General features: G+C 60.0%; 24 protein-coding genes and 1 pseudogene. 11 read left to right on the top strand and 14 right to left on the bottom strand.

The annotated features are described in order from the left end of the window. The first annotated feature begins 262 nt into the window (after positions 1 to 262). The 3 genes from A3AY_RS0104040 to A3AY_RS0104050 all read left to right on the top strand — a co-directional run bounded on the left by A3AY_RS0104040 (position 263) and on the right by A3AY_RS0104050 (position 3,270). Positions 263 to 2,146, top strand: coding sequence for a sensor histidine kinase (locus tag A3AY_RS0104040; RefSeq protein WP_018324399.1), 1,884 nt, complete (start codon positions 263 to 265; stop codon positions 2,144 to 2,146). A gap of 6 nt (positions 2,147 to 2,152) precedes the next feature. Then, on the top strand, positions 2,153 to 2,785 hold the full coding sequence (locus A3AY_RS0104045; protein WP_018324400.1) for a response regulator transcription factor: 633 nt from the start codon (positions 2,153 to 2,155) through the stop codon (positions 2,783 to 2,785). 122 nt (positions 2,786 to 2,907) lie between these two features. Continuing rightward, a complete protein-coding gene (locus tag A3AY_RS0104050) occupies positions 2,908 to 3,270 on the top strand; it encodes a response regulator transcription factor (RefSeq protein WP_018324401.1) in 363 nt (120 codons plus the stop codon). A gap of 291 nt (positions 3,271 to 3,561) precedes the next feature. Here A3AY_RS0104050 and A3AY_RS41335 read toward each other — a convergent pair whose 3' ends face one another. Further along, positions 3,562 to 3,978, bottom strand: coding sequence for a transposase (locus A3AY_RS41335; RefSeq protein ID WP_162709232.1), 417 nt, complete (start codon positions 3,976 to 3,978; stop codon positions 3,562 to 3,564). Here A3AY_RS41335 and A3AY_RS39595 point away from each other — a divergent pair. After that, complete coding sequence (locus tag A3AY_RS39595; RefSeq protein WP_026203084.1) at positions 3,928 to 4,224, top strand: DUF1254 domain-containing protein; 297 nt, start codon at positions 3,928 to 3,930, stop codon at positions 4,222 to 4,224. The two genes, A3AY_RS41335 and A3AY_RS39595, sit on opposite strands and share 51 nt — an antisense overlap. Before the next feature lie 78 nt (positions 4,225 to 4,302). Here A3AY_RS39595 and A3AY_RS0104060 read toward each other — a convergent pair whose 3' ends face one another. The 8 genes and pseudogenes from A3AY_RS0104060 to A3AY_RS0104095 form a co-directional block, all read right to left on the bottom strand. Beyond that, positions 4,303 to 6,096 carry a hypothetical protein gene (locus A3AY_RS0104060; RefSeq protein ID WP_018324402.1) on the bottom strand — a complete coding sequence of 598 codons (1,794 nt, stop codon included), beginning with the start codon at positions 6,094 to 6,096 and terminating at the stop codon, positions 4,303 to 4,305. Positions 6,097 to 6,349: 253 nt separating this feature from the next. After that, positions 6,350 to 6,718, bottom strand: a complete 369-nt coding sequence (locus A3AY_RS0104065; protein ID WP_245275874.1) for a hypothetical protein — start codon at positions 6,716 to 6,718, stop codon at positions 6,350 to 6,352. A gap of 130 nt (positions 6,719 to 6,848) precedes the next feature. Beyond that, complete coding sequence (locus A3AY_RS0104075) at positions 6,849 to 7,604, bottom strand: bestrophin-like domain (protein ID WP_018324405.1); 756 nt, start codon at positions 7,602 to 7,604, stop codon at positions 6,849 to 6,851. Between the two features lie 13 nt (positions 7,605 to 7,617). Continuing rightward, positions 7,618 to 8,916: an alpha/beta hydrolase gene (locus A3AY_RS0104080; protein WP_018324406.1), complete on the bottom strand. Its 1,299-nt coding sequence runs from the start codon at positions 8,914 to 8,916 to the stop codon at positions 7,618 to 7,620. 50 nt (positions 8,917 to 8,966) lie between these two features. Next, positions 8,967 to 9,311 (bottom strand): annotated as a pseudogene (locus A3AY_RS40270) (hypothetical protein); the annotation flags it as partial. A gap of 32 nt (positions 9,312 to 9,343) precedes the next feature. Next, a complete protein-coding gene (locus A3AY_RS0104085) occupies positions 9,344 to 10,360 on the bottom strand; it encodes an Lnb N-terminal periplasmic domain-containing protein (RefSeq protein WP_026203085.1) in 1,017 nt (338 codons plus the stop codon). Positions 10,361 to 10,539: 179 nt separating this feature from the next. After that, positions 10,540 to 12,156, bottom strand: coding sequence for an arylsulfatase (locus A3AY_RS0104090; protein WP_018324408.1), 1,617 nt, complete (start codon positions 12,154 to 12,156; stop codon positions 10,540 to 10,542). Positions 12,157 to 12,627: 471 nt separating this feature from the next. After that, a complete protein-coding gene (locus A3AY_RS0104095) occupies positions 12,628 to 12,894 on the bottom strand; it encodes a hypothetical protein (protein ID WP_018324409.1) in 267 nt (88 codons plus the stop codon). Positions 12,895 to 13,218: 324 nt separating this feature from the next. Between A3AY_RS0104095 and A3AY_RS0104100 the strand changes: the two genes are divergently transcribed. Together A3AY_RS0104100 and A3AY_RS0104105 are read left to right on the top strand one after the other, a co-directional pair. Further along, the gene (locus tag A3AY_RS0104100; protein WP_018324410.1) at positions 13,219 to 13,593 is read left to right on the top strand and encodes a DUF2147 domain-containing protein; all 375 of its coding nucleotides are present in this window, start codon (positions 13,219 to 13,221) and stop codon (positions 13,591 to 13,593) included. 211 nt (positions 13,594 to 13,804) lie between these two features. After that, entirely contained in the window at positions 13,805 to 14,512 is a 708-nt protein-coding gene (locus A3AY_RS0104105; RefSeq protein WP_018324411.1) for an outer membrane beta-barrel protein, read from the top strand. 28 nt (positions 14,513 to 14,540) lie between these two features. Here the strand turns inward: A3AY_RS0104105 and A3AY_RS0104110 are convergent, their stop codons facing one another. Further along, the gene (locus A3AY_RS0104110) at positions 14,541 to 15,497 is read right to left on the bottom strand and encodes a formylglycine-generating enzyme family protein (protein ID WP_018324412.1); all 957 of its coding nucleotides are present in this window, start codon (positions 15,495 to 15,497) and stop codon (positions 14,541 to 14,543) included. A 284-nt stretch (positions 15,498 to 15,781) separates the two neighbouring features. On the opposite strand from A3AY_RS0104110, the gene A3AY_RS0104115 reads away from it, so the two are divergent. The 5 genes from A3AY_RS0104115 (at position 15,782) to A3AY_RS0104135 (ending at position 20,964) form a co-directional block, all read left to right on the top strand. After that, the gene (locus A3AY_RS0104115; RefSeq protein ID WP_018324413.1) at positions 15,782 to 16,204 is read left to right on the top strand and encodes a hypothetical protein; all 423 of its coding nucleotides are present in this window, start codon (positions 15,782 to 15,784) and stop codon (positions 16,202 to 16,204) included. A gap of 20 nt (positions 16,205 to 16,224) precedes the next feature. Then, positions 16,225 to 16,794, top strand: a complete 570-nt coding sequence (locus A3AY_RS0104120; RefSeq protein WP_018324414.1) for an OmpA family protein — start codon at positions 16,225 to 16,227, stop codon at positions 16,792 to 16,794. A gap of 89 nt (positions 16,795 to 16,883) precedes the next feature. Further along, complete coding sequence (locus A3AY_RS0104125) at positions 16,884 to 19,274, top strand: arylsulfatase (RefSeq protein WP_018324415.1); 2,391 nt, start codon at positions 16,884 to 16,886, stop codon at positions 19,272 to 19,274. 239 nt (positions 19,275 to 19,513) lie between these two features. Further along, positions 19,514 to 20,212 (top strand): hypothetical protein, encoded by a 699-nt coding sequence (locus A3AY_RS0104130; protein ID WP_018324416.1) that lies wholly within the window; start codon positions 19,514 to 19,516, stop codon positions 20,210 to 20,212. A gap of 56 nt (positions 20,213 to 20,268) precedes the next feature. After that, positions 20,269 to 20,964, top strand: a complete 696-nt coding sequence (locus tag A3AY_RS0104135; RefSeq protein ID WP_018324417.1) for an LssY C-terminal domain-containing protein — start codon at positions 20,269 to 20,271, stop codon at positions 20,962 to 20,964. Positions 20,965 to 21,158: 194 nt separating this feature from the next. Here A3AY_RS0104135 and A3AY_RS0104140 read toward each other — a convergent pair whose 3' ends face one another. From A3AY_RS0104140 to A3AY_RS0104155, 4 genes are all read right to left on the bottom strand, one after another. Beyond that, positions 21,159 to 21,437, bottom strand: coding sequence for a membrane protein (locus tag A3AY_RS0104140; protein ID WP_026203089.1), 279 nt, complete (start codon positions 21,435 to 21,437; stop codon positions 21,159 to 21,161). Between the two features lie 382 nt (positions 21,438 to 21,819). Continuing rightward, complete coding sequence (locus A3AY_RS0104145; protein WP_018324420.1) at positions 21,820 to 22,365, bottom strand: GNAT family N-acetyltransferase; 546 nt, start codon at positions 22,363 to 22,365, stop codon at positions 21,820 to 21,822. A gap of 239 nt (positions 22,366 to 22,604) precedes the next feature. Next, positions 22,605 to 23,588: a zinc-dependent alcohol dehydrogenase family protein gene (locus tag A3AY_RS0104150; protein ID WP_026203090.1), complete on the bottom strand. Its 984-nt coding sequence runs from the start codon at positions 23,586 to 23,588 to the stop codon at positions 22,605 to 22,607. Positions 23,589 to 23,693: 105 nt separating this feature from the next. Further along, the gene (locus tag A3AY_RS0104155) at positions 23,694 to 24,032 is read right to left on the bottom strand and encodes a TraR/DksA family transcriptional regulator (protein WP_018324422.1); all 339 of its coding nucleotides are present in this window, start codon (positions 24,030 to 24,032) and stop codon (positions 23,694 to 23,696) included. Between the last annotated feature and the right edge of the window lie 9 nt (positions 24,033 to 24,041).

The raw sequence follows: 24,041 nt of genomic DNA on the forward strand, positions 1-24,041 counted from the left end.
CATGGCCATCCTGAATTGAACCGAAACAAATAAAAACCATGCCGTAGTTTGAACGCCCCGAGGGATGACGGCGTTCCTTGATCTGAGCGACCATCGCCCTCGCGAAGGCCGCTCATGGCGGTCAACCTATCGAACGTCACGGAGCAGGGATATTGTACCTTCGGGCAAACCGCAGCCTTTCGGATCACTTGAATGTTAAAGTTTTGGTTGTATTAGCAATGTTGCTTTGATAGGTTGCACTGACCTTTTCGGGGGGAAAGTGATGGGCGTTCTGCGTAACTGGAACATGCGATCACGCTGGCCGATCGAGGGGGTGGGACCATACCTCCTCCTTCTCGTGGCATTTTCCTCTACGGCGGCGGCGAGCCAAGCCATTGTCGGCCGCGTCCCGCGCGTGCTCGTCCTCTATCCCTATGACGAGCGGATCGCGGCAACCACCGTCGCCGGCGAGGCGGTGAGGGCGCGGCTCCTCGAAGCCACAGGGGGGAAGATTGACCTGTTCTCCGAGTTCCTTGATTTGTCGCGCTTTCCCGAGGATCGTCACATTGACCGCATGGCGCAGTTTCTAGCAACCAAATATTCGGATCGTCGTCCTGACGTGGTGATCGCGCTGGGTGAACAGTCGGCAAGGTTCGTTGTAACCCACCGCGCGTCGCTTGCGAAAGACGCACGGATCATCGCGGCCGGCTTCAACAAGTCTACCGCCCGGAGGATGAACCTTCCAAGCGACGTGATCGGGGCGTTTACCGAGTTCAATATCCTCAAGACTGCGGAACTGGCACAACAGCTTCAGCCCGACGCCCGACATCTTTTTATAATCGGAGGATCGTCGGAGTTCGACCGATGGTGGCTGGAGACGGCGCGAGCCGACCTTGCGGCGTTTTCGAAGAACTATGACACCACCTACCTGGAAAATTTGACGATCGAGGAATTCGTCGCCGAAGCCGCGACTTTCCCTGTCGATAGCATCGTGCTTGCACTGACGATCTTCAAGGATAGCAGCGGCCGCAACTTCATTCCGAGGGAGGCCGTCAGGCAGATCGCAGCGACTGCGACCGCGCCCATCTATGGTCCGTACCCCACCTATATCGACTACGGCATCGTCGGCGGAAACGTCGTCACGTTCGAGTCGCTGGGGGCCACTGTAGCCGATCTCACTCTCGATGCCCTCGCTGGCAAACCGATCGCCCACGTCCAGGCTCCTCACTTCAACGTTGCCGATGCGCGGCAACTTGAGCGATGGGGTTTGTCCGAGAAGGACCTGCCGCCCGGCACGGTCCAGATGTTCAGGCAGCCGAGTTTTCTGGAGCAGCACTGGCTCGCCGCTCTCCTTGCGTTCGCTGTCGTTGCATTGCAGAGCATTGTAATCTCCATACTGCTTCTGGAACGCCGCCGCCGGCATGCGGCAGAAATACAGTCGCGCCATCGGCTGCTGGAGGTGATCCACCTTAACCAGTCAGCGACAGCGGGGGCTCTCTCGGCGTCGATTGCCCACGAACTGAACCAACCGCTCGGTGCCATTCGCAGCAATGCAGAGGCCGCCTCGATCGTACTCAGGTCCGCGAGCCCGGATATGAAGCTAATCTCGCAGATTCTTGTCGACATCCAGGAGGATGATCAGCGCGCGCATGACATCATCTCCCGCATGCGGGGGCTTCTCAAGAAACGAGGCGAGATCGACTGGCAGGAGTTCGACCTGAATGAGCTGACCACAACAGCCATCAAGATATTGCAGGCAGAGGCAATGCGCAGGGGAGTTGTCGTCAGCACCAGCCGCGCGCCAGGAGCGCTGCCGGTGCGAGCTGACAAGGTTCATGTGCAGCAGGTTGTTCTCAACATTGCGACCAACGCCATGGACGCAATGCTGGAGGTAGCAGGCAGGGAACGAAAACTCACGCTTGAGACACGGTTGACGAAGGATGCAAAGGCGGAGCTGTCGATCTCCGATTCCGGCCATGGCATCCCTGATGACAAGCTCGCGACGATCTTCGAGCCGTTCTATACGACGAAGGCTTCAGGAACCGGTCTCGGCCTTTCAATCGCCCGGACAATTGTCGAAACCTACGGCGGCAGAATCCTGGCGTCGAACCGCAGTGAAGGCGGAGCTGTTTTTCGTGTCGTACTGCCGCTAGCGCGAACTGGCTGAACCTAGATGGACCCGATCATCCATATCGTCGATGACGACCAATCCTTCCGGACGGCACTGGGACGGCTGCTGTCGGCGTCGGGATACCGCATTTCGCTGTACGGTTCGGGGGAGGAGCTTCTCGCGGGGCTGCCGGACTCAGCGCCCGGATGCATCTTGCTTGACCTCGACATGCCAGGTTTGAGCGGATTGGCTCTACAGGACAAGCTTGCTGAAATGGCCCCGTTGTTGCCGATCGTGTTTCTGACCGGGCATGGCGACGTGAAGGCGAGCGTTCGGGCGATGAAAGCCGGTGCTGAGGATTTCCTGGAGAAGCCAGCAACGAGCGAGATGCTCCTTGACGCCATTTCCCGAGCGCTACATCGCGCGGCCTCACGGCTCGACGAGCTTGACCGGATACACGCCTCCCGAGCGCGTCTTTCAAGCCTGACCCCGCGTGAATTCGAGGTTTTGCGGCTGCTTGTTCGCGGCAAGCTCAACAAGCAGATCGCCCATGTCCTGGGCACGTCGGAAAGAACGGTCAAGGCGCATCGTCATAATCTCATGGAGAAGATCGGTGTACGATCCCTGGCCGAAACCGTGTCGATTGCCGAGAGGTTGGGACTTGTCGATTCCTCAGAGGAACTTCCCCGGCCTTAGAAGCGTCACCTTCACCAAAGGACAATAGCCACTGTTCCGCGGTCGCCATAGGATCGTCGCCTAAGGGGTCGGTTACGCCATCGGTCCCGGAAGGGGCTCCGTTGGAAAACTCACCTGACACCGTGGCTGTTATCGACGATGATCCGAGCCTGCTCAGAAGCGTCGAGCGCCTTTTGAACGCGAATGGCTTTTTGACCGAAGGATATTCATCGGCTGAAGCGTTTCTCAGCCAAGCACAGACAAGCTTGGTCCGCTGTATCGTCCTTGATATCCATCTCGGCGGTATGTCGGGGATCGAGCTCTGGCATCGGCTGAAGCACATAGGCATTCCTCTTCCCGTCATCTTCATTACAGCGGTGGACGACGAGACGCTCGAACGCGAAGCGCTCAATGCCGGGTGTATCGGATATCTTCACAAGCCATTCCCGGCGGAATCTCTGGTCGCAGCTGTCAACAGGGCGCTTCAGCGTTCCACCCTCGATTGAGACCGTCTGCTCAAACACCGTATCGGCATCGTGCATATAATGTGCCGTGCCGGAGGAGGAACCCGATTTCAGCGCTGCTTCCCTAAAGGACAATAGACGAGGCTCCAATCTTGGCCCACAGATCGGCACAAGCCAGACACCGGCTGTTCGGCGAAGAATGAAATTGACCCTTGTTTGCGGATCGAGATTATCGATGACTTTGAAACATCTTTTGGCAATTGTAGCGATGGCGCTTTGGCCACTTTCAGGATGCACAAGCACCGCCTCAAACAACACAACCTACGCACAGCCTCAGGGCCTCGGACCCGACGCCGTGGTCGGTGGCGATCGTAGCGATGGCATGGACCCTGGTCCTGATCTTGTTGATTGACTGCCGCCGGAGTCTGGGTGCTGTTTCCCCCGCGGTGAGCCACGGCGGCGGCGGATACCGTAGGGCGACTGATCTCCGCATCGCGGGCAGAACGGCTCGCCACTGTTGCTCGACCAGCGGAACCGGCAGAACACATCGTAGGCATCGGCTTCCGTCAGCGACACAGGTCGACAGGATTTATGTCGCGGGCCTTGCGGGTCAGCAGGAAGTGCGAAATCTCGTTTGATTTCAACGATCGAGGCGTCAAAGGTATGTGACGAACCACATGCTGACCTACGACCGCGCCATTGCCCCGTTTCTTCTGGGCGAACTACCTGCCCCAGAACCTTGGCGGCCACCAGCTCTATTTGATGGGGCTGCGTGACACGAAGGGCGACCTGTTCTCCGGGAAGACGGCCTACCGCCTCCGAATTCCCGCCAGTGTCCCTGTCGACAAGCTCGGGTCCGAAATCCTCTACAGCCAGAAGACCAAACCGTTGATCCCGAATGCGCTCTACGCGTTGACCTGGATTTCTACGAGACCTTCGCCCGGAAAACCAATCTGGACGGTTCGATCGACATCTACCGCGGCAACACGGCTATGAGCGGACTTGGAGAAGCGACCTGAGACATCTTCTGGATCTGCTCCTGCAGTCGCAAGCCAGGCCGCCCGCTGCTGCAGGTCAGGGGCCGTACGTAATGACCTCCATGCCGATCTCCGCAGCGACCGCCGCTTCGCCGGGCACGGGCAGTCCAGCTTTCCGAAGCGATGCGATCATGCGGGCGCTGTCCTCCGGCCTGATATTCCGCTTCCGGTTCTCCTCAACGATATCGTAGATGTACTGGGGGCGCATCTTCATGGCGATCTCTCCCTCGCGCCTTGCATCGGCGATCATTCCGGCATCGGCGTAGACTGCGGCGGCCACGACATGAAACTGCGGGAATTTCTGCAGGTCCGCCTTGCGGATCAGGATTACCGCCTTCTCGTGGTCGCCCAGCATGTGGGCCGCGAGCGCCGCTGTTCCCTGGTAGAATCCCGCTCCGCCGGGATTGAGCCTGAGCGCCTCGTCGAGCAAGGCGGCTCCGCGTTGCCATTGTCCGCTCATTGCCACCCGTGTTCCGAACTCTCCGAGCAGCTCCGTGTCGTTCGGGTTTGTCGCCAGTGCCTCTTCCCCGACCGCGAGCGCTTCCTTCAGGTTTCGGTTGAAGAACAACGCGGTCATAAGCGCCTGCAACGCCCTCGTGTTCTCCGGTTCCAGATCGACCGCACGCCGGGCTGTTGCCAGCGCCCTTTCCATCGGAGTCTCGTAGCCGCCTTTCGGATTGAACCTGAAGCGGTCCTCATCCAGGTAGGCGATGGATAGCATCGCCCACGCGGTTGCATAGGCAGGGTAGCGCGCGACTGCCGTCTCGAGACAGTCCCGCGCCGTTAGATGGGTCGTAGGGCTGAGTTCGGAGCGGTACGCGTAGAAGCGAAGCGTGCAGTCGTAGACGCCGAGGTCGTCCGGCGGCGGACGGGCGGTCAATGCCTGCGCGATGATGCCGTAGGGCTGGGCCACCGCTGTGGCGACCCTGCTGGCAACGTCGGACTGGATCGCGAACAGGTCCCGTGTATCCAGATCGTCGTCGTAGGTCTGCGACCACAGGATCGCGCCGTCAGACGTGTCGAGAAGACGGGCTGTCACACGCACCTGGCTGCCGGAGACCCGCACGCCTCCAGAAAGTAGATAGTGAGCGCCAATGTCCCCGCGGACCCGAGACACGTCCACTTCAGGCTGAAGGGCCTTCGACGTCTCGCGACCGAATACCTTGATTTCCTTGAAGCGGGGCAGCGCCGTGAGCAACTCCTCGGTCAGGCCGACGGTATAGAGCGCTGCCTGCGGTCCGTCTCCGAGATTGGCAAAAGGCGCTATGACCAGGGTCGGCTTGTGCGGCACCTCGGCATGGCTCGCCAGTTCGATGCGCGCCTCGAAACGGTCAGTCGCAAAGTAGTTCAGCACGGCTACGCAGACGATGGCTCCGAGAGCAGCCCACTTCGGCCAGTCAATATGAACGCGGCGAACGGGGACGCCATTGGCGACGTTTTCATCAACGACGGCCGATGCCGCGTCGTTCCAGGTGAAGGACGGGGCATAGCCTCCCTTAGGGATGTCTATCCTGATTGGATCGAGCTGCCCGGCCACGAGATAGTATCGCTCGAGCGAGCGCCTCAAGCGCCCCGCTTCGATGCGCACCACAGGATCGTCCTGAGAAAAGCCCTCGCGCCGATTGAAGATCTCGACGGCGATGGAGTAACCTTTTAGTCGGCTCGCGCGTCCTGCCAGAGCCTCCTCGGTGACATAGGCCAGGAGCAAGGCTCCGCGTCCCGTGTGCGGGAATTCACTGCTTGCGATGATGTGGGCAAGCTGCTCACGGATTTCTTCCGGGTTTGGTGGGCGCCGGGGCTCGCCGCCTTCTTCTGGCATTGCGCTCTGCATCACCTGCTCCTAATGCTGTCCTCGCGCCAGAACAATAAAGATCGTTTTAAGTATCGCTAATGCAACCTACTCCAACGGTCCGATCGCGTCCACGACCGGAGGGTACGATTTCGAAGTGTTAAAATGAGTCTGAAGACCAAAGCACCTTGCGCCAGCGATGACGAATGGCCGGGCCTTTCATCATATCGTCTTATTCGTCAACGATCGCGGCCAAGGCTATTCTAAGCGAATGTGGACCGACCATTTTAATAAGTCACCTGCTTGGCGACAAGTAAACGATGCACCAGAAGGCCAACGCCGCGTGAACCAGAATCGCGGGCCAGAACGCGACGCCCGACAAGCCCGACCCGATCCATCCAGCGAACAGGACCACGACGACGGCGGCGTTGTAGATGACCATGGCCGCGAGCAACCCTCTCGATCGGTCTTCGCGCGTGAACCAGCAGGCAATCCCGAGCGCTAGGAGCGCTGCTCCGGCGACACGACTGACCGTCATTCCCGCGGCGGTGTCGGGTGCTGTTCCGAGTAGTAACCCGACCAGAACCGTCGGAATGATCAGCAGCGCCAGACCTGTCGCTGCTTCCAACGCGCCCATTGCGGATAGCAAGGCCCTCTCACTCACGTCGTTCACCTCTTTGTTCGCGTCAATCCTTCTGGCCGAAATTAAGCGGCGGCCGCAACAGTTCCGGCGACGCCTGCTGAAACTGCGTTGGTTCCAGGTTGATGTCCAGCTTGTCTCCGATCATCCCCTGCTACCGCTTCCCGAGGTGTGCCAGCGCCTCTCTTAACGGACCGTCTGACACGTGGATAACCCCCATATAGGGATGCGCCATGTCGACGACGAGGAAGACCGCTCCAGCGACTGACAGGGAGCAGATCAACATGACGCCGATCACGGTCGGATTTGCCGGAGCCTGCAGCCCGAACGTGGCAAACAGCCAGGCAAGCCAGAAGACCAGGATGATGAGGAATGCGGTCGGCAGGCCCTCCGCGCTAGCCTCGACAAGCATCCAGCGAGCTTCCGCCAACTGGCCGCTTACCTCCAGCGCCCGCGTCTGAAGCAATCGTTGCGGTTCTGTCCTCGGCAAGAGGTCGCGAAGCTGTGCCTGTATCGGCTCGATACTCTGGGATGCGTCATATGGGTCGATGGCTAGAGAGGCGGGGCCCCAGCCTTGCGCAAGGCGGATTTCAACAAGGCGATGCAGCCGGCTGCGCGCGTCCGACGTCTCGGGGCCGTATTGTGCCATGGCCCTGTCGAGCAGCAATACGCGGGCCGCCGACGTTTGCAGCTCGGCCTCGGCGTGGTCAAAGACGTTCTTCGCAGATGCGATCAACAGGCCTAGAGCAAGGGCGGACAAGGTCCCAACGACGGCTGTCGACATCCGGATCGCATCCTTGGAGTCGGAATCGAGATGGTGGGATGGGAGCCTGGTGCGGATGAGGACGCCGACGAGGGCGGCCCCGAACAGACACGCAAAGACGATAGCGCCGAGGGTGACGGAACTCAAAGCACTACTCTCCTCAGTTTGATGCGCGACATGCGGGATCTGCCGTCGACGTTGATTTGCAGTCCTTCACCGCGATCTTCTGCTTGCCATCCGACTGACCAGCCAGGCCGCTGACGTGGCTGGCATAGTTGTCGCGGGTGTCCGCGTCGATGATCGCGACCGGAGCTGTTAGAACCAGGCCAGCGGCGCTGCCAGCCGCTGCGGCTACGCCCGTTGTTCCGGCAAGGATGGTATCGCCAAGACCGACGCGGCTATCCGTCAACGTCTGTCCCTCTGATATCCGGGCACCGATGAGCTGGACGACCTCGGGAGATTCCGCGAACTTGCTATGATGGAGGTCGTCTCCGGCCTTGACCTTGGTCATGTCGATTACCGAAATGTTGTAGTCCGCCAACTCCTGCTTGTAGGGAGCCGTTTCCGGATCGATCGCCCCCAGCCTCGGGATGTCTCCCCAGACCCTTCGGGAAAAGGCGAGGGCACGGTCGTCGCGCGACACGAACAGTGTGAAACGCGGGTGCTGATCGCCCATGTCCTCGATCTGCGACCGAAATACATCGACGTCGACATCGGGCGCGGCCAGCATCACGTTCTGGAACTTGGCCGGAAGACCACCGTTGCGGATCGCCATCTGGCGCAAGGCTTCAAGCGTCAGCCAGTTGCCCATGGAATGTGCCAGGACGGAAACTTCCTTCACCTCGCCATCTTTCGCCAGATATTGGAACAATGTCTCAAGCGCATTGCGCGTGTAGTTGGTACTTTCGCGGTCATATCCATATGCAAGCAGGCTGCCGCGGGAGGGCCAGGTAACGAGGACCGGTGCGCTATGGACGCGTGAATCATGGACGATCTGGGCGAAGCGGTAGACGCTGTCCTCGTACCGATTGTTGAACCCATGCACGAAGACGAGAACGCTCCGGTCCGGGCTCTTCTTCACGGAGGCACTCAGCCAGCGCTTGGCAGCATCGTTGTCGATCACGTCCGCCTTCAGGGTCGCGAAGTCTGTCTCGGGGTTTGAGGGGAGCTTCTTCGGCCACGCGACGTCACCCACCTTACGGACTTTGGGCAGGGATACGGTCATCTCGGCAAATGCCGGGACCCGTGCGCGTTCTCCTGTAAACATTTCGCCCGGAACTGTGGAGCGGCTGCGCATGGTCGCGATCAGCATCTCCACCCGGTCCGAACCAGGCGTGGTGTCCGCGACAGGTGTCAGCACGTACTTGGGGTGCCCGCCGCAGCCCGCAGGCAGGACGAGCGCGAGGCAGAGGAAAAGCCGCTGGAGAAGGCCAGACACCGAGGTGTTTCGAATGTTCAACGTATTTCCCCCATTAACGTCGGCCCCGACCGATGCCTATCTCTCTATCATCATCGCGGACATGTGTCCCAGAAACCCGTCGTCTTCGCACTGTTGGTGTAATACCAGCATTGACCAGACTGCGGTGGCGTCCCGGCGACCGATGCCGCAGCCGCGCCCGCGATGAAGCCGATGGCCGCTCCTGCCGCGATGGCACCACCGGCCGGTCAGTAGCGACGCGGATTGACGACCACGACACCCTTCATGACAGGCGGAGGGCGTACTGCGACGGCACCATTGCGTCCCACGGCGGCGCATCCGCGGGCTCCGCAGCCTGCAGCAACACGGCGTGCCTCTGCGGGCGACGCCACGATCATCGGCGTAACGACCGTCGCAAGGACGGCGCCGGTGGCTACCGCGTTGCGACTCTTCCGATCTTCCGGTTTTGCTACTGAGCCTCCCGCGGCGGCGGGAACGGCACTCCCACACGGATCGCCTTGGAGAACTCCGGTGTCAGGCCGACGGTTCGGGCCCGTTCGCCGATCTGAGCGATCTCCCTCAACTGAGACAGCGGCACCGAGGTGTCGATGGCCCCGCGGTCATAGGCATAGTCGGGAAGATATCCGTTGACGATCAGCCGCCAGTCGAACGGTACCTTGTCTCCTGCCACCCGCATCAGTTTGACGACGGTCGTCGTGCAGTTGGTCGTGATCGAATTGTACCACTGCGGGGTCGCAGCAAGCGCGTTGGCGTCGGCGACATATTCGAGCAGCAGCAGTCGGGCCTGCTGCTGGGTCGCCCGCAACCGATAGATCTGGACGTCCTCGCCGCGAACGTTCGACCGGACACCGACGACATCCCGCTCGTCCGCTGCGAGGATCACGAGCGGGTCGTTCTTGAACAGGTCGGCCAAAGGCGAGAACGAACCGCCCGCACGGTGGCGGACCTCGATCGACCAGGCAAGCTGCTCGCCACCGTCGAAGCCGAAGCTGAATATCACGTGGGCGATCTTGTTCCCGGACCAGTAGGACATGAACATGTCGACCGTCTTCAGCTTGCTCAGATCGTAGGTGCGCGTCGTCCAACGTTGGGTGAAGTCGGTGTTGCTGTGCCACTCGAAGTCCCGGAAGTTGGTGAGGGTCAGCGTGTTGGCATCGATCCTGCCCGTGACCTGTCGGGCGACATCGGGTGCCCAGGCGGCGTTGGCCTCTGGCTTGATCGTACTCCACCACACCAGCACGCCGAGGAAAAGCGCAAGATATGCGGCAACGGCCGGGAGCCGCCAACGACTGAAAAGTGCCGCCACTGTAAAAATACCGAACACGGCAAAGATGCCAGCGGCGATCCCGCGGCGTACTTCCGGTAGCGGCAGCCGATACCATAGGGCAAGCGCCACCCAGACTGTTGTCAGCGCGATGATCATAGCCAGCACTGTGAGCAGAATAGCCAATATGAAGCGTCGCAATCCCGTCTCCCGGCTGGCCTTCAGTTCAATGCTCATGCTCGGGACCGTGCCTGCAATACGAACGACCGGAGTTTGCCATGCGTGCCTTGGTTGATCTCCCGGAAAGCGAGGTACGGGATCATTGTCATCTCCAGCTATTGATATCGGATTCGGTGTAAAACCCGCTTTTGAGTTCGACGCTACTTGCCACCCCCGGCAGCGCCGGACTGAACAATCTCCAGCGCCCGTTCGATGCTAAGAGTCCCACCGCGCTGGCTCGGCGGATATTCTTTGAAGGTCTCGAGGAACTGCCCGACGAGCGTAACGGCCGGCACCATCGTCCAGAGTTTCTCACCCCACCAGCGGCCATAGAACATCGACTGGTCCTGGTACTTTTCCCAAGGATCCTGCCGCAGGTTGGTGACGAGCGGGACGTTGGTGGATTCTTCGGAACCCGTGAACAGGTTGCCCTTGATCGTCTTGAACGCCAGCTTCCAGTTGTCGTAGCGGACGGCCATCAGGTCGGCGTTGTCGCTGAAGTAGAAAAACTCCTTGCGGGGCCCTTTGTCGACCTCGCCTTTGAAGTACGGCATGAAATTGTAACCGTCGAGATGGACCTTGAAGGTCTTCTCGCCCGCCTGCTTGCCCGTCAGCAGCTCTTCCTTGATGTTCGGCTCGCCAGCACCTGCAAGCAGCGTCGGCATGAAGTCTTCGCCAGCGATGATGTCATTATAGATCGTCCCCGGCTTAATCGTGCCCGGCCACTTCGCGACCATCGGAACGCGGAAGCCACCTTCGAAGGTCGTACCCTTTTCGCCGCGGAAAGGGCTGTTGCCGCCGTCCGGCCAGGAAAAGGTCTCCGAGCCGTTGTCGCTGGTGAAGACCACGATGGTGTTGTCGGCGATCTTCAGCTTGTCGAGCTCGGCGAGGATCTGGCCGACCTCCCAGTCAAGCTCGGCCATGGCGTCGGCGTAGAGGCCGAAACCGCTCTTGTTTTCCCACTTCGGCGACAGATGTGTCCACACGTGCGTACGCGTGGCGTTGTGCCAGAGAAAGAACGGCTTGTTGGCCTTGGCCGAGCGGTCAATGAAGTCGATGGAGCGGCGGACCAGTTCTTCGTCGACTGTTTCCATGGAAAACTTCTGGGTGGGATCCATTCCGTCGTGCGGCGGAAGCGGCCCGGCATCCATAATCGTCTGCTTGCCGACCTTGCCCCAACGGGGATCGACGGTCGTGTCATCCGTTTCGGACGCCTTGGTATCTACGATGTTGCGCGGCCCGAAGGTCGCTCGGAACTTAGCGTCCTTCGGGTAGTCGGGGTCATAAGGCTCCTCCATCGCATTCAGGTGGTAGAGGATCCCGTAGAACTCGTCGAATCCATGGACGGTCGGAAGGAACTCGTTGCGGTCTCCCAGATGGTTCTTGCCGATCTGCGCGGTCGCATAGCCCATCGGCTTCAATAGGTCTGCGATCGTCGGATCCCTGTCCTGAAGTCCTTGCTTGGCGGCGGGCATGCCGACCTTCAGAAGACCCGTCCGGAACGGCGTCTGGCCGAGGATGAAGGCGGCCCGTCCTGCCGTGCACGACTGCTGTGCGTAGTAGTCGGTGAACAGTGCTCCTTCCTTGGCGAGGCGGTCGATGTTCGGCGTGCTGCCGCCCATCATGCCCCGGTGGTAGGCGCTGACGTTCCACACCCCGACGTCGTCACCCATGATCACGACGATGTTCGGTTTGCCTTGCGTCTCCTGCGCAGATGCCGCGCCGCAGACTAGCATGGTCGAGGCCAGCATCATGGTTCCGATCAGGCTGCTCTTCATCTCAGTTCCCTCGGTCAACGGATGCCACGCGATGTGGGACCGCAATTGGCGCGAACCTAGCGGGTGCGCCATGCGGGCGCACGTAACATACAGTATCGTACTGTCGCCAAGCACCGTTGCGGGGCATGGAATCTGGCGTCATGTCCGCTCGAGAGACACCGCGCGTTGCCACCCGAATGGGCATCGAGATGGGACCGTTCCCATGTTTTACAGGCCGTTCGAGGGACAGATGTTACTGTATGTTACGGGCATCCGGCCACTACTCTGCATAGTGTCGCCATGGCGACGTTCTCCTTACCGATGCCTGGTTCGCATAGGACCTGAAGTTCTCTATTGGCGAGCCCGGCAAGGCCTTCAATGAGGCGGGGGCTAAGGGGTGGACGGTCGTCGACATGAAGGACGACTGGAAGTCGAACTATCTGTCGGACAAGAAGTAAGAGCGCCAGGAGATCGGGGCCGTGGATTGCGACCTTAGCGCCGACCCGAAAACGGCACGATCTTCGCCTTCTCGACCATCTCCTCGATCTCCTTGCGCAGGCTCTCGAAGAGTTCGGCGCTTTCCGCGTACCGCTCGTCGCGCTCGGGTGCGGTCGACGTCTCCCACGTTCGCTTCAACTCGTCGGCAAGGGCAAAGTCGTTACAGAGGTCTCGGAAGTTTTCGCACCGGGCCGCAAGTTCATCGATGTCCTGTGTCCTGGCAGGGAATGCTCGCTTTGCTAAACCTGTGTCGTATTCCATCGAGAATATTGCCCCCCGGGATCGTTTCACCGCGTCCTGTGACGGCTTCACACATTAGTCCAGACGATTGCCGCCTTGGCCAGTATGTTACAGTATCGAACGTCCCCCAATCGCGCGACTGTCTGCGGATTTCGTCGGCGTTGGGCGTAACATAGGGCCTTCGTCGGCCACTGCCAGCATCCGCAAATCTCCCTGCACCCACGGCCCGCAGACAGCACTTTTCGGCATGTAACATACTAGATGTTACGGGCGCTTCCGGTGCGTCTGGCATAGCTTGGTCCGTCAGCACATCCCGCTGAAGCGAAATGCTGGAAGGATCGCTCGATGTCACGCATTGCCCGAAGGGCCACCGCGTTTGCCGCCGCCGCATTCATGTCCAGCGCCATGCTTGCGATAATGAGCGCGGGGCTTGCCAGCGCCGCAGACCCGATCCTCGGCAACTGGAAGACGGAGCTCGGTGACACCGCGGCGATCGAGCAATGCGGCGGCGGCTTCTGTATCACGCTGAAGAACGGAAAACATGCGGGCCAAAAGATCGGCGCGTTCGAGGGCCAGGAAGGCAGCTACTCGGGCAAGATCACCGATCCGGAAGCGAACAAGACCTACAATGGGACGATCACCGTGTCTGGCGACACCGTCACATTGAAGGGCTGCGTCATGAAGGTCGTCTGCGAATCCCAGAAATGGTCTCGTCTGTAGGTCGTAAATCTGGTGATCCGCGACGGTGTTTTTGGTGATATATGAAAGTGGGCATGAAGGCACAGGGGATGTGATTCGTCTGCTCGGCACGTCTGAAACTCCGGGCCAGTCCCGGAATCTGCAACGGGGAACTGGCATGGTTGGAATTAAAGGCGCATGTCTCGGGCTGGCGTGGGCTCTCGCCATCGCGGCCCCATCATCAGCAGCCGATATGTCTGATCCGAACGGACTGGTCGCAGCCGACAGCGGTTGGAAGTACCAGGTCACGCTCGACGGCTGGCTGGCGGGTTTGAACGGCGACGTCGGGATACGTGGCCTTCCGGCGGCTGGCGTCGACGTTTCTCCGTTGGACGTGCTCGGGGACCTGGACGGTGCATTCGCAGGATCCTTCCAGGCCGTCGGGGATAGCTGGCTGCTCTACTCGGATTTCATGTGGTCCAAGATTTCCACGGATGCCGAATTCGGCCGCCGCGGCGGGACGGCTGATTTCGAGCAGACGCAGATCCTGTTCACCGCGCTTGTCGGGTACGAGCTTCCGGTCAATGTCGACAACATGCAACTCTACGCGACAGGCGGCCTGCGTTACCAGCACTACGACGTCGACCTGTCGATCGATCCGGCTCTCTTCCCGACGATCGACCGCAGCGGCTCCAAAGGCTGGGTGGACCCCGTCGTCGGTGCGGCCCTACACTACGACATCAACGACAAGTGGTTCGTCGACGTGATGGCCGACGTCGGCGGTTTTGGGATCTCCTCGGACATAACACTCCAAGGGACGGCAACGATCGGCTACAACTGGACTGACAACATCGCGTCGTCCTTCGGCTACAAGGCCCTCTACACCGACTACAAGGATGGCGGCTTCCGCTACGACGCCACCCAGCATGGCATCTTCGCTCGGATGGCGCTGAAGTTCTAGCAGCGCTGCTGCGGGCAAGGGTTCCGTCTCACGCCCGCCTAATGCAGCGGAATCCGACATGGCTGGTGGACGTGTCCTCCGGCTCGGCGTGTCGTGCCGCCGGACGATAGCGACGGCAATAGTTCGGCGCACAGAGATGCGAGCCTCCCTTGAGCACACGCCTCGGGATCCTGATTTCCGGCTGATTCGGATCGAAGCTCGCCGCCAGCGCGCCGCCGCGCGGGTTCTGCGGAATGCAGCACGATTTCGTCGCCGGCTCCGGATGGCGGCTCGACCAGAAGTCAGACGTCCACTCCCAGACATTGCCGATCATGTCGTAGATTCCGTATCCGTTTGCGGGGTATGAGCCGACGGGCGAGGTCCTGTCCGCCCCGGCAACTTTCGTGCTCAGCGTCGGAAACGTGCCCTGCCATGTGTTGGCCATGGCCTTGCCTTCCGGGGTTAGTTCATCACCCCAGGCGAATTCGATATCCTCGAGGCCGCCGCGCGCCGCCAGCTCCCATTCCGCCTCGGTCGGCAAATCCTTGCCTGCCCAGTCCGCATATGCCTTGGCATCGCTATAGGCGACGTGAACCACCGGATGATCCAGCTTGCCCCGGATATCGCTCCTGCCGCCATAGGGATGTTTCCAGTCCGCGCCGAACTTGAACGACCACCACTGACTGATATCCGGTCCGTTTACGGATTTGGGCGGCGTGAACACCAGCGACCCGGCCCGAAGCATCTTCGGAAGTGCTCCGGGATAATCCTCCGGGCGCGGCGCGCGTTCCGCGACCGTCACATGCCCGGTCGCTTTCACGAACTCTGCGAACTGTCGGTTGGTCACCGGAGTAACGCCGATCCAGAAGCCATCGACCTTGACGGCATGTGCCGGAGCCTCCTCGGGGTAATGTCTGTCCGATCCCATTATGAAGGTCCGGCCGGGGATCCACACGAGATCGTCCGCGTCGGCGTCTTCGCCTGTCGCGACTGTTCCAGTTGCCATACCATTGCCCTTTGTTTCGACTGAACGCACCTTCTACGGAATCCCCGATCGCGGGGCGTATGTTACAGTAATATACGCCCCGCGGGACGCGTAGGTAGCGTATTTTCTGGCGAATCCCATAAAAACGCTCTGCCCTATCTCTGCTCTAACCAAAGTTTTGCTCCGGGCGACTGCCCCTCGGCGCGTGTTGGTTACTGTAACATACTTCCTTTCTTGACGCGGGTGCGCGACGTATGTCTCCGGAAAGCTCCTCAGATCACTCGCTCCAAGATCGGATCATCACGATGAAGAAACTTGGCTTGTTCGGAGGGGCGGTGTTGATAGCCCTTCTCACACTAACTGCCGCCACGCGCGCGGACACGATCAGCTACGCGGACGCGGTGACCACGCTCGCCACCGACTGCGGCACCGACATCAAGAAGTTCTGTAAAGGTATGAACCTCGGTGGCGGCCGTATCCAGAGCTGTCTGGAAGGACACGCGGGGAAGGTCTCACCGACCTGCACTGCGTCGTTGGCGAGCGTCGTCACATCGATTCGAGCACGACTCGCGGCGCAATCGTCCTTCGCGGCGATCTGCAAGCACGACGCCGCCCAATACTGCAAAGGTGTCAAAGGCGAGGGCAACGTCCTTTCCTGCCTGAACAAGGCGAAGCGCGTCAATGAAGGGCAGTGCGGTCAGGCCATCACAGACGCGGGATGGCGTTGAACCATCGGGGAGACAAGACAATGATGAACCTTCGATTTGGCACACTGCTTACGGTCGGCCTCATGATGGCTCCAGGCCAAGCGTCGGCTCAGGAACTCAGCGACAAGCAGCTCATTCGAACCCTCGGAAGGGTGGAGGGTGCCGCGCCCGCAATCGACGTCGCTCTCCTGGTGCAAGAGGCGGCAGCCAGTGCAGGCAAGGGGGTCGCCAGCCTTCCGGACTGGCAGAACCTCTCGAAGCTATCGCAATTGATCGTCGAGATCGAATTCGAGAACGATTCCGTCGCGATCGAGCCGAAATCCTACCGCACGGTCGGCATGATCGCCGATGCTCTGCATCATCCGAACCTGCGGCGATACAAATTCCTCGTCGTCGGTCACACCAGCTCGACTGGCGATGCCAAGCATAATCTCATGCTCAGCCAGAAACGTGCGGACGCGATCACGGAGGCGCTGTCCACGACCTTCGCGATAGCACCGGACCGTCTGATTGCGATCGGAGTGGGTGAGGAATGGCCCGTCGATCCGGCCAACCCGCAGGCTGCCGACAATCGGCGCGTACAGTTGGTCAATCTCGGGCTGGTTCGATAGCCGCCGCGGACGTTCTGCGGCGTATGTTACAGTCACGTACTTGTTCTATTAGCATAATGTAAAGTTTGGCACCCAGATGGGAGACGACAATGCTGAGACTTGGAACGCTGTTTCTTGCTACATTGAGTTTGACCGCCGCTTCGACGTACTGCGCCCGCGCGCAGCAAGTCACGGGCGAACTGGGTTCGCCCAGCGCAACGACGACGATCGATGGCAGGTACCTGCCGAACCCTCCAGCAAGTTTTGATGGAGAAATCGGCCTCGACGCGAAGTCTTCAAAGTCCTATTGGCCGCCGCAGATCGTGCCCCAGAAGGGGGCTCCGAACATTCTGCTGATCATGACCGATGATGCTGGCTACGGGGTTTCCGGTACATTCGGGGGCGTTATCCCGACCCCGGCAATGGATCGGGTTGCAAACACTGGCCTGCGCTTTACGCAGTTTCATTCCACGGCGCTGTGCTCTCCGACGCGTGCCGCACTGATCACTGGCCGCAACCACCATTCGGTGGGTTTCGGGGTGATCTCCGAGCAAGCAACGGGATTCCCCGGCTATGATTCCATCATCGGCGTCGACAACGCGACGATCGGCGAAATCCTGAAGCAGAACGGCTACGCCACGTCCTGGTTTGGAAAAAACCACAATACCCCTGCTTTTCAATACAGCACCGCCGGGCCGTTCAATCAGTGGCCAACAGGCATGGGCTTCGACTACTTCTATGGGTTTATGGGCGGAGACACCAATCAGTGGGAGCCGTACCTGTTCCAGAATACGACGCAGATTTTTCCGTGGGTCGGAAAGCCCGATTACAATCTCATCACCGATGAGGCCGACAACGCGATCGATCACATCAAGCAACTGAACGCGGCGGCACCTGACAAGCCGTTCTTTGTCTACTACGTGCCCGGCGCAACACACGCGCCGCATCACCCCAGCAAGGAGTGGATCGACAAGTTCAAAGGCAAGTTCGACATGGGTTGGAACGAACTGCGCGAGCAAATTTTCGCCAACCAGAAACGGCTTGGTGTTATTCCCGCCAACACGCAACTGACGGCATGGCCGGATAGCCTGCCGAAATGGGAGACGCTCGACGCCGACAGCAAGAAGCTGTTCGCGCGCCAGGCGGAGGTGTATGCCGCCTATGTGGCCTATTCGGACTACGAGATCGGGCGCGTCATCCAGGCGGTCGATGATCTTGGTAAACTCGACAACACGCTCATCATCTACATCGAAGGCGACAATGGTACCAGCGCCGAGGGAAGTGTGCTCGGAACACCCAATGAACTGATCACCATCGAGGGCATGCAGATGCCGGTCGCGGAGCAGATGAAGTTCTATGATAGCTGGGGTTCCAACCAGACGTATCCGCACATGTCGGTGGCATGGTCTTGGGCTTTCGACACGCCGTTCAAATGGACGAAGCAGGTCGCGTCTCATTTCGGCGGCACGCGTCAGGGCATGGCGATGTCCTGGCCAGCACGAATCAAGGACGCTGGTGGTATCCGCAGTCAGTTCCACCACGTCATCGATATCGTCCCAACGATCCTTGAAGCAACCGGAATCGAGGCTCCGGCGATGGTCGATGGCGCGGCGCAGAAACCGATCGAGGGTGTCAGCATGGCCTATAGCTGGGACAATGCCCAGGCTCCATCGGCCCGCAAAACGCAGTATTTCGAGATGTTCGGCAACCGGGGGATCTACAACGACGGCTGGTATGCGTGCACGACCCCACCAGCAGCGCCTTGGTTGATGGGCACGACCACAATGCCGGACGTCGTCGACGGCTACACATGGGAACTATACAACCTTACGGAGGACTACTCCCAGAACAACGATCTCGCAGCTAAAAATCCGGACAAGCTCAAAAAGATGCAGGAACTATTTTTGATGGAAGCGGCCAAATACGACGTCTTCCCGTTGGATAACTCGATTCTTGAGCGTCTGCTTACACCCCGGCCGAGCGCGACTGCCGGGCGGAAGGAGTTCGCCTATTCCGGCGTGATGTCCGGTATTCCAACGAGCAATGCGCCGAATGTCGTAAACAGGTCCTACACGATCACTGCGGAGGTGAGCATTCCGGAAGGTGGTGGCGAAGGCATGCTGGTGACCACGGGCGGGCGCTTCGGCGGTTACGGGTTTTATCTGCTCAAGGGCAAGCCCGTATTCCTTTATAACTTCGTCAACATGGCGCGTTTCCGCTGGGAGGGCCAGGACGCCCTTTCAGCCGGCAAGCACATACTTGTCTTCGACTTCAAGTCCGACGGTCCCGGTTTTGGCAAAGGCGGCACTGGCATCCTGAAGGTGGATGACAAGGAGGTGGCCAATGAGAAGATCCCGCACACGATCCCAGCGCTGATGCCTTGGGACGAAACATTCGACGTCGGCGTCGATACCCGCACAGGTGTAGATGAAACAGACTATCAGGTGCCATTCGCGTTCAACGGCGAAATCGCAAAGCTGACCGTGAACTTGCAGCCATAATGAAAGGGCCGGACAACAAGGGGGACGTTGAGCACCAACGTCCCCATTTGGTTAAAAATTTCACTTCATGTCACGGCCTGACCGAGGCGCTATCGACGACTTTTGCGGTCGGTGTGGGTGAGAGGGGCCCGTTGATCCAGCCAATCCGAAGGCGCCGACAATCGACGGGTCCAACGCGTGAACCTCGGACTTGTGAAGTCACGAAACGCCCGCAGACGGGCAAACCGGGAGTATTCCTCATGATTCGGAAATTCGATATGCGCATCCTTGCAATCGCAGCAGGCCTGCTGTCCTTCACCGGGGTAGCGCTTGCCGAAGACGCGATCAGCGCGCCTGCACAGAAGACCATCGGCGGGACAACATCGAAAATGGTGCCGTCGCTGGCCGTCCTCAATTCGGGGGGCGCGACACTGGCCAACGGCAAGCTGACCATGACCGACATGTCCGCCAACTCGATCGTGTTCGCAGACCGCCCCGTGAGATCGGCGGGGCACGTGCTGACGACCGACTTCATCAAGGAATGGGACGAGGGCACGGACAGTTTTGCAGTCGACCCGCCGAACGCCACCATCTCGGTGCTGAACAGCGACGGATCGGCAATCGAGGATGCGGTCGTCGTCCTGAACAAGCCGAAGCTGGAAGGCGGCACCCTGACGTTTGACGTCGAGGTTCTGGAGGGTGAACTCACCAACGCCAACGGCCCGGCTTCGCTCTTCATCGACATGTTCGTGGCCCGCGCTGGAATGGGCCGTGTCGGGGTGGTTGGCGGCGTCGGCGTGCGAGGAGCCGCCTGGCATGGCGGCTGGTACGCCCATCCTGCTGCGGGCTACGGCGCAGCGGTGGCGGCAGGGGCCGTCGTTGGAGCGGCCGCCGCATCTGGGTATCGGCCGTACTATCCCCCCGCATGCGGTTATTATCCGTATCCGCCGTGCTACTAAGGCGCGAAGCGGTGAACGCCATGCCTCTCGATAGAGCAGTGCCTCGCAGGCATAGGATGAGGGTGGCGGCCACGTTCGCCGCCGCCCTCGGGATCGTCTACCTGCTTGTCAGCTACTTCATCATGCCCGAGCTCTGGATCCTCCATGACCGGAACCGCCTGGCTGAGTTTAGCAAGATGGTGACGACCACCGAACAGGACATTCCAGGCGACCCGATCAATGTCGGCCTCGTAGGATCGAAGGAGCAGATAATCCGCGCCTTTGCTGCCGCAGGCTGGGATCCGGCTGACAAGATCACCTTGCTTTCGTCTGTCGAAATCGGGTTAAGCGTCGTACTTGACCGGCCAGACCTCGATGCCCCGGTCAGCGCGCTTCTGTTTGAGGGGCGCAAGCAGGATCTGGCCTTTGAGAAGCCAGTCGGCAAGAGCGCCGATGAACGCCACCATGTGCGTTTCTGGATGACAAAGACGCCAAGCGCTGACAGCGGGGATCTCTGGCTCGGTTCTGCCAGTTTCGATCGGGGCGTCGGCCTCAGTCACGACACAGGGCAGATCACCCACCATATCGGCCCGGACCTGGATGCAGAACGAGGACTGGTGATCGGCGATCTGCAAAAAGCCGGACAGATTTCATCGACGTACGACGGCGCGGGTGTCGGCGCGACCAAGGTCGGCCGCAATGGTGGTGGCGATCCGTATTTCACGGACGGGAAGGTGCTCGTTGGAGTTTTGAAGATTGGTATACCACAATAAGAGGACGCTTCATTTGGGAAACTGGTCGCATCGAAGCCGTGGCAGGTTAATTCCGCGAACGCGATCCCACGATGATCGAGATCATCGAATATCTACACAAATCGGCCGGGTGGTGAGTTTCTAATGATTGCCGCAGCCACACTCGCTCGCGCTAGTCTGCTGCTAAACGCAGTGACGCACCCCGTGGCGGATTTTCAATCGAAGTCAAAAAAGTCCCACTTACGATCGCGACGGATAAGCGTGAGTGAGCGGTCCGGCTCTATCCTGTAGGTCTCAATGGCCATTTGGCCGTACTCGTCGACGATCTGGTTGGTGAACGTGCTGCCAATTGGCGCTTTCGTCAATTTCGTGCGCGGTTGATGGCCGCCATAGGTGATACTTCCGGGTATAGGTCGAACCGGCCCCGCATCGTATGCTGCTACACAAGCCGTTAGGGTGAGTAGGATGGCGCAGGCTGAAATTAACTTTTTCATATTACTCGCGCTCCGGTTCATTCGTTTCTGGCGGCCTTTCTTCCAACACCTCGAAAAAGACCCCCGTGCCAAGCAAAGCGATCTTCTCGAGGAGTGACCGGTGCTGATTACGAGCGAGCGTAAGGGCCACGATCACAACCTAAACCAAGTTCCGGGATGAATGTTCCGAGAGCCGTCCGACAGCGCAAAGATCATTATCGCTCGTTGACAGGCCCGACCTTTCCGAGCGACGTCAGCCACGCATCCAACTCCTTCAAAACTATCCGCATTTTCCCAAGGCCGCGTATTATGTCGTGCCGTCTTTCAGCGATCTCGGCGGCGTACTCCGGCGCCGGTCAAGGCCACGGATAGCGACATAGCCCACCACCGCACCTTGCGCGCGTCACCGTCTGACTGCGTCGGCAACATCAGCGGTGTTGAGCTCTCGCCGCAGCAGAACGAGCGTCGGATCGTCGTCGTAGTCCAGGGCCTTGAAACCCATATCGCGCTCCAACTCGATCGCTGAATGGTTTTCGCGGCTTTCTATGGACTCGATGCTCTTGATTTTGTGCCGTTCCGCATAGCGACAAATATGCGCGAGCACCTCCCAGCTTATTCCCTGATGTTTGAAGTCCTCACGGATTGTGAGTGCGACCTCGCCTCGTTGATCGTCCTCGTCAGTCGCCAGCATTGCCACCGCAAGCAGCGTTTCATTGGGAGAGAGGGCGAGAAAATTGACGATGTGAGGCTCGTCGATACGCGTCATTTCGGCGAGCCTTTCATGGGACACTGCCTTCATGCCGGAGAGAAATCGAAATCGGAGATCCTCCGGCGTCACATGCTTGAAGAATTCCGCAACAAGTGCACTGTCTTGTGGCGTAGCGTGCCGGACATGGAAACGAAATCCCGTGCGTGTGGTCAGGTCGTCATCGGTGTCATTAACGTTCATTTCGCTTCTCCTTTGGCCAGTCCGAGTCGGACGGCCGCGCCATGGGCTTACGGCCAGCGAGATTAGCGCCGCGTTTCGCATCGACCTTGATTTAGCTCAAGGAACGAAAAGATCCGTAATGTCGAAAGTAATATAAGCTGCGAGATTGAGGCCACAGTCCGACTGACCGCAGCCGCACTCCGCTCGACAGAGCGACGCCGACGAGTTGTTCGGCGCGGCCCCGCGTGACTGCGTCCCCGTCAGGGGACCAGGACTGCTGCGCCACTCACATTGCCCGCCCGCAGATCGGCAAGCGCGAGGTTGGCGTCCTCAAGCCGATAAACGGTCGTGTGGGTGCTCACGCCGGCTTCCTTCGCGGCCGAGAAAAATTCCCGTGCATCCTGACGCGTCAGGTTCGCCACGGAAACGAGTTCACGCTCGCCCCAGAGCACGGCGTAAGGCATGGCGGGGATGTCGCTCATGTGGATGCCTCCGCAGACCACGCGCCCGCCTTTGCGCACCGCCTTGAGTGCCGCCGGCACGAGGCTGCCGACCGGCGCGAAGATGATCGCGGCGTCCAGCGGTTCCGGCGCCGGCTCATCCGAACCGCCGGCCCAGGTGACGCCAAGGTCGAGGGCGAAGCGCCTGGCCGTCGCGTCATCGGGGCGGGTAAACGCATAAACCTTCCGCCCCTGCCAGATGCAGAGCTGGGCGATGATGTGTGCCGCGGCTCCGAAACCGTAAATGCCGATCAATCGGCCGTCACCGGCCCGCTTCAGCGAGCGCCAGCCGATCAGGCCGGCGCACAGCAGGGGCGCCAGGGATACGGGAGCGGCTGCGGGGTCGAGATCGAACGCATAGCCTGCGTCCGCAACGGCATGGGTGGCGAAGCCGCCATCGCGGGTGTAGCCGGTGAACAAGGGGTCATCACAGAGGTTTTCTGCATTGGATCGACAGTAGGAGCATGTCCCGCAGGTATGGCCGAGCCAGGGCACCCCGACGCGGCGGCCGATTTTCGCTCTATCGACATTGTCGCCCACCGCTTCGACGATGCCGACGATCTCGTGACCTGGGATCAGCGGCAGCTTCGGCTGCGGCAGATCGCCATCGATGACGTGAAGGTCCGTGCGACAGATGGCGCAGGCTTCGATCCTGATGCGGATTTCACCCGCAAGCGGCAATGGAAGCGGCCGTTCGACAGCGATCAGCGGCCCGCCAATTGCTTCAATGACCATCGCTCGCATTGCATGGGCCCTTCGCTGATATCGGTGGAGCCTGCCCGAAAGGCGGGAATCGCCTTCCATCCCACGCCGTCATTCGCTCCAAGCGAGATTTCCGGACTCGATCTGTCAGGCTCGGCTGCTGCTGGCTGCGCCACGTGCGCATTCGACGCAATAGGGCGTAAAGGGCAGAGCTTCGAGCCTCTGTTCACCAATTTCGGCCCCGCAAAGGACGCATCGGCCGTAGGTTCCACTGTCAATGCGATCAAGCGCAGATGAAATCGCCTTCAATTCCTCACGGCCGCTGCGTTCCATGCCCATGAGAACCTCGTCGTTCTCCGTTTCGATCGCCCGGTCGGCGCTGTCGGCATCCAGTTGCTTGCCAAGGTCGCGTTCGATCGCTGCGAGCCGCCGCTCGATGCCACGACGGCGATCTTCGAGATCTCGTTTTATCTCTACAGTGTTCATTTTTGTTCT

Origin of the sequence: Rhizobium giardinii bv. giardinii H152, assembly GCF_000379605.1 — a bacterium.
GTDB classification, from domain to species: domain Bacteria; phylum Pseudomonadota; class Alphaproteobacteria; order Rhizobiales; family Rhizobiaceae; genus Pararhizobium; species Pararhizobium giardinii.

Excerpts from the sequence above, each read along its gene's own strand:
- A3AY_RS0104155 (WP_018324422.1), bottom strand. The coding sequence starts at position 24,032 with ATGAACACTGTAGAGATAAAACGAGATCTCGAAGATCGCCGTCGTGGC.
- A3AY_RS0104040 (WP_018324399.1), top strand. The coding sequence starts at position 263 with ATGGGCGTTCTGCGTAACTGGAACATGCGATCACGCTGGCCGATCGAG.
- A3AY_RS0104115 (WP_018324413.1), top strand. The coding sequence starts at position 15,782 with ATGAAGAAACTTGGCTTGTTCGGAGGGGCGGTGTTGATAGCCCTTCTC.
- A3AY_RS0104140 (WP_026203089.1), bottom strand. The coding sequence starts at position 21,437 with ATGAAAAAGTTAATTTCAGCCTGCGCCATCCTACTCACCCTAACGGCT.
- A3AY_RS0104150 (WP_026203090.1), bottom strand. The coding sequence starts at position 23,588 with ATGCGAGCGATGGTCATTGAAGCAATTGGCGGGCCGCTGATCGCTGTC.
- A3AY_RS0104125 (WP_018324415.1), top strand. The coding sequence starts at position 16,884 with ATGCTGAGACTTGGAACGCTGTTTCTTGCTACATTGAGTTTGACCGCC.
- A3AY_RS0104120 (WP_018324414.1), top strand. The coding sequence starts at position 16,225 with ATGATGAACCTTCGATTTGGCACACTGCTTACGGTCGGCCTCATGATG.
- A3AY_RS0104105 (WP_018324411.1), top strand. The coding sequence starts at position 13,805 with ATGTCTGATCCGAACGGACTGGTCGCAGCCGACAGCGGTTGGAAGTAC.
- A3AY_RS0104135 (WP_018324417.1), top strand. The coding sequence starts at position 20,269 with ATGAGGGTGGCGGCCACGTTCGCCGCCGCCCTCGGGATCGTCTACCTG.
- A3AY_RS0104110 (WP_018324412.1), bottom strand. The coding sequence starts at position 15,497 with ATGGCAACTGGAACAGTCGCGACAGGCGAAGACGCCGACGCGGACGAT.
- A3AY_RS0104145 (WP_018324420.1), bottom strand. The coding sequence starts at position 22,365 with ATGAACGTTAATGACACCGATGACGACCTGACCACACGCACGGGATTT.
- A3AY_RS0104100 (WP_018324410.1), top strand. The coding sequence starts at position 13,219 with ATGTCACGCATTGCCCGAAGGGCCACCGCGTTTGCCGCCGCCGCATTC.
- A3AY_RS0104045 (WP_018324400.1), top strand. The coding sequence starts at position 2,153 with ATGGACCCGATCATCCATATCGTCGATGACGACCAATCCTTCCGGACG.
- A3AY_RS0104095 (WP_018324409.1), bottom strand. The coding sequence starts at position 12,894 with ATGGAATACGACACAGGTTTAGCAAAGCGAGCATTCCCTGCCAGGACA.
- A3AY_RS0104060 (WP_018324402.1), bottom strand. The coding sequence starts at position 6,096 with ATGCAGAGCGCAATGCCAGAAGAAGGCGGCGAGCCCCGGCGCCCACCA.
- A3AY_RS0104090 (WP_018324408.1), bottom strand. The coding sequence starts at position 12,156 with ATGAAGAGCAGCCTGATCGGAACCATGATGCTGGCCTCGACCATGCTA.
- A3AY_RS0104130 (WP_018324416.1), top strand. The coding sequence starts at position 19,514 with ATGATTCGGAAATTCGATATGCGCATCCTTGCAATCGCAGCAGGCCTG.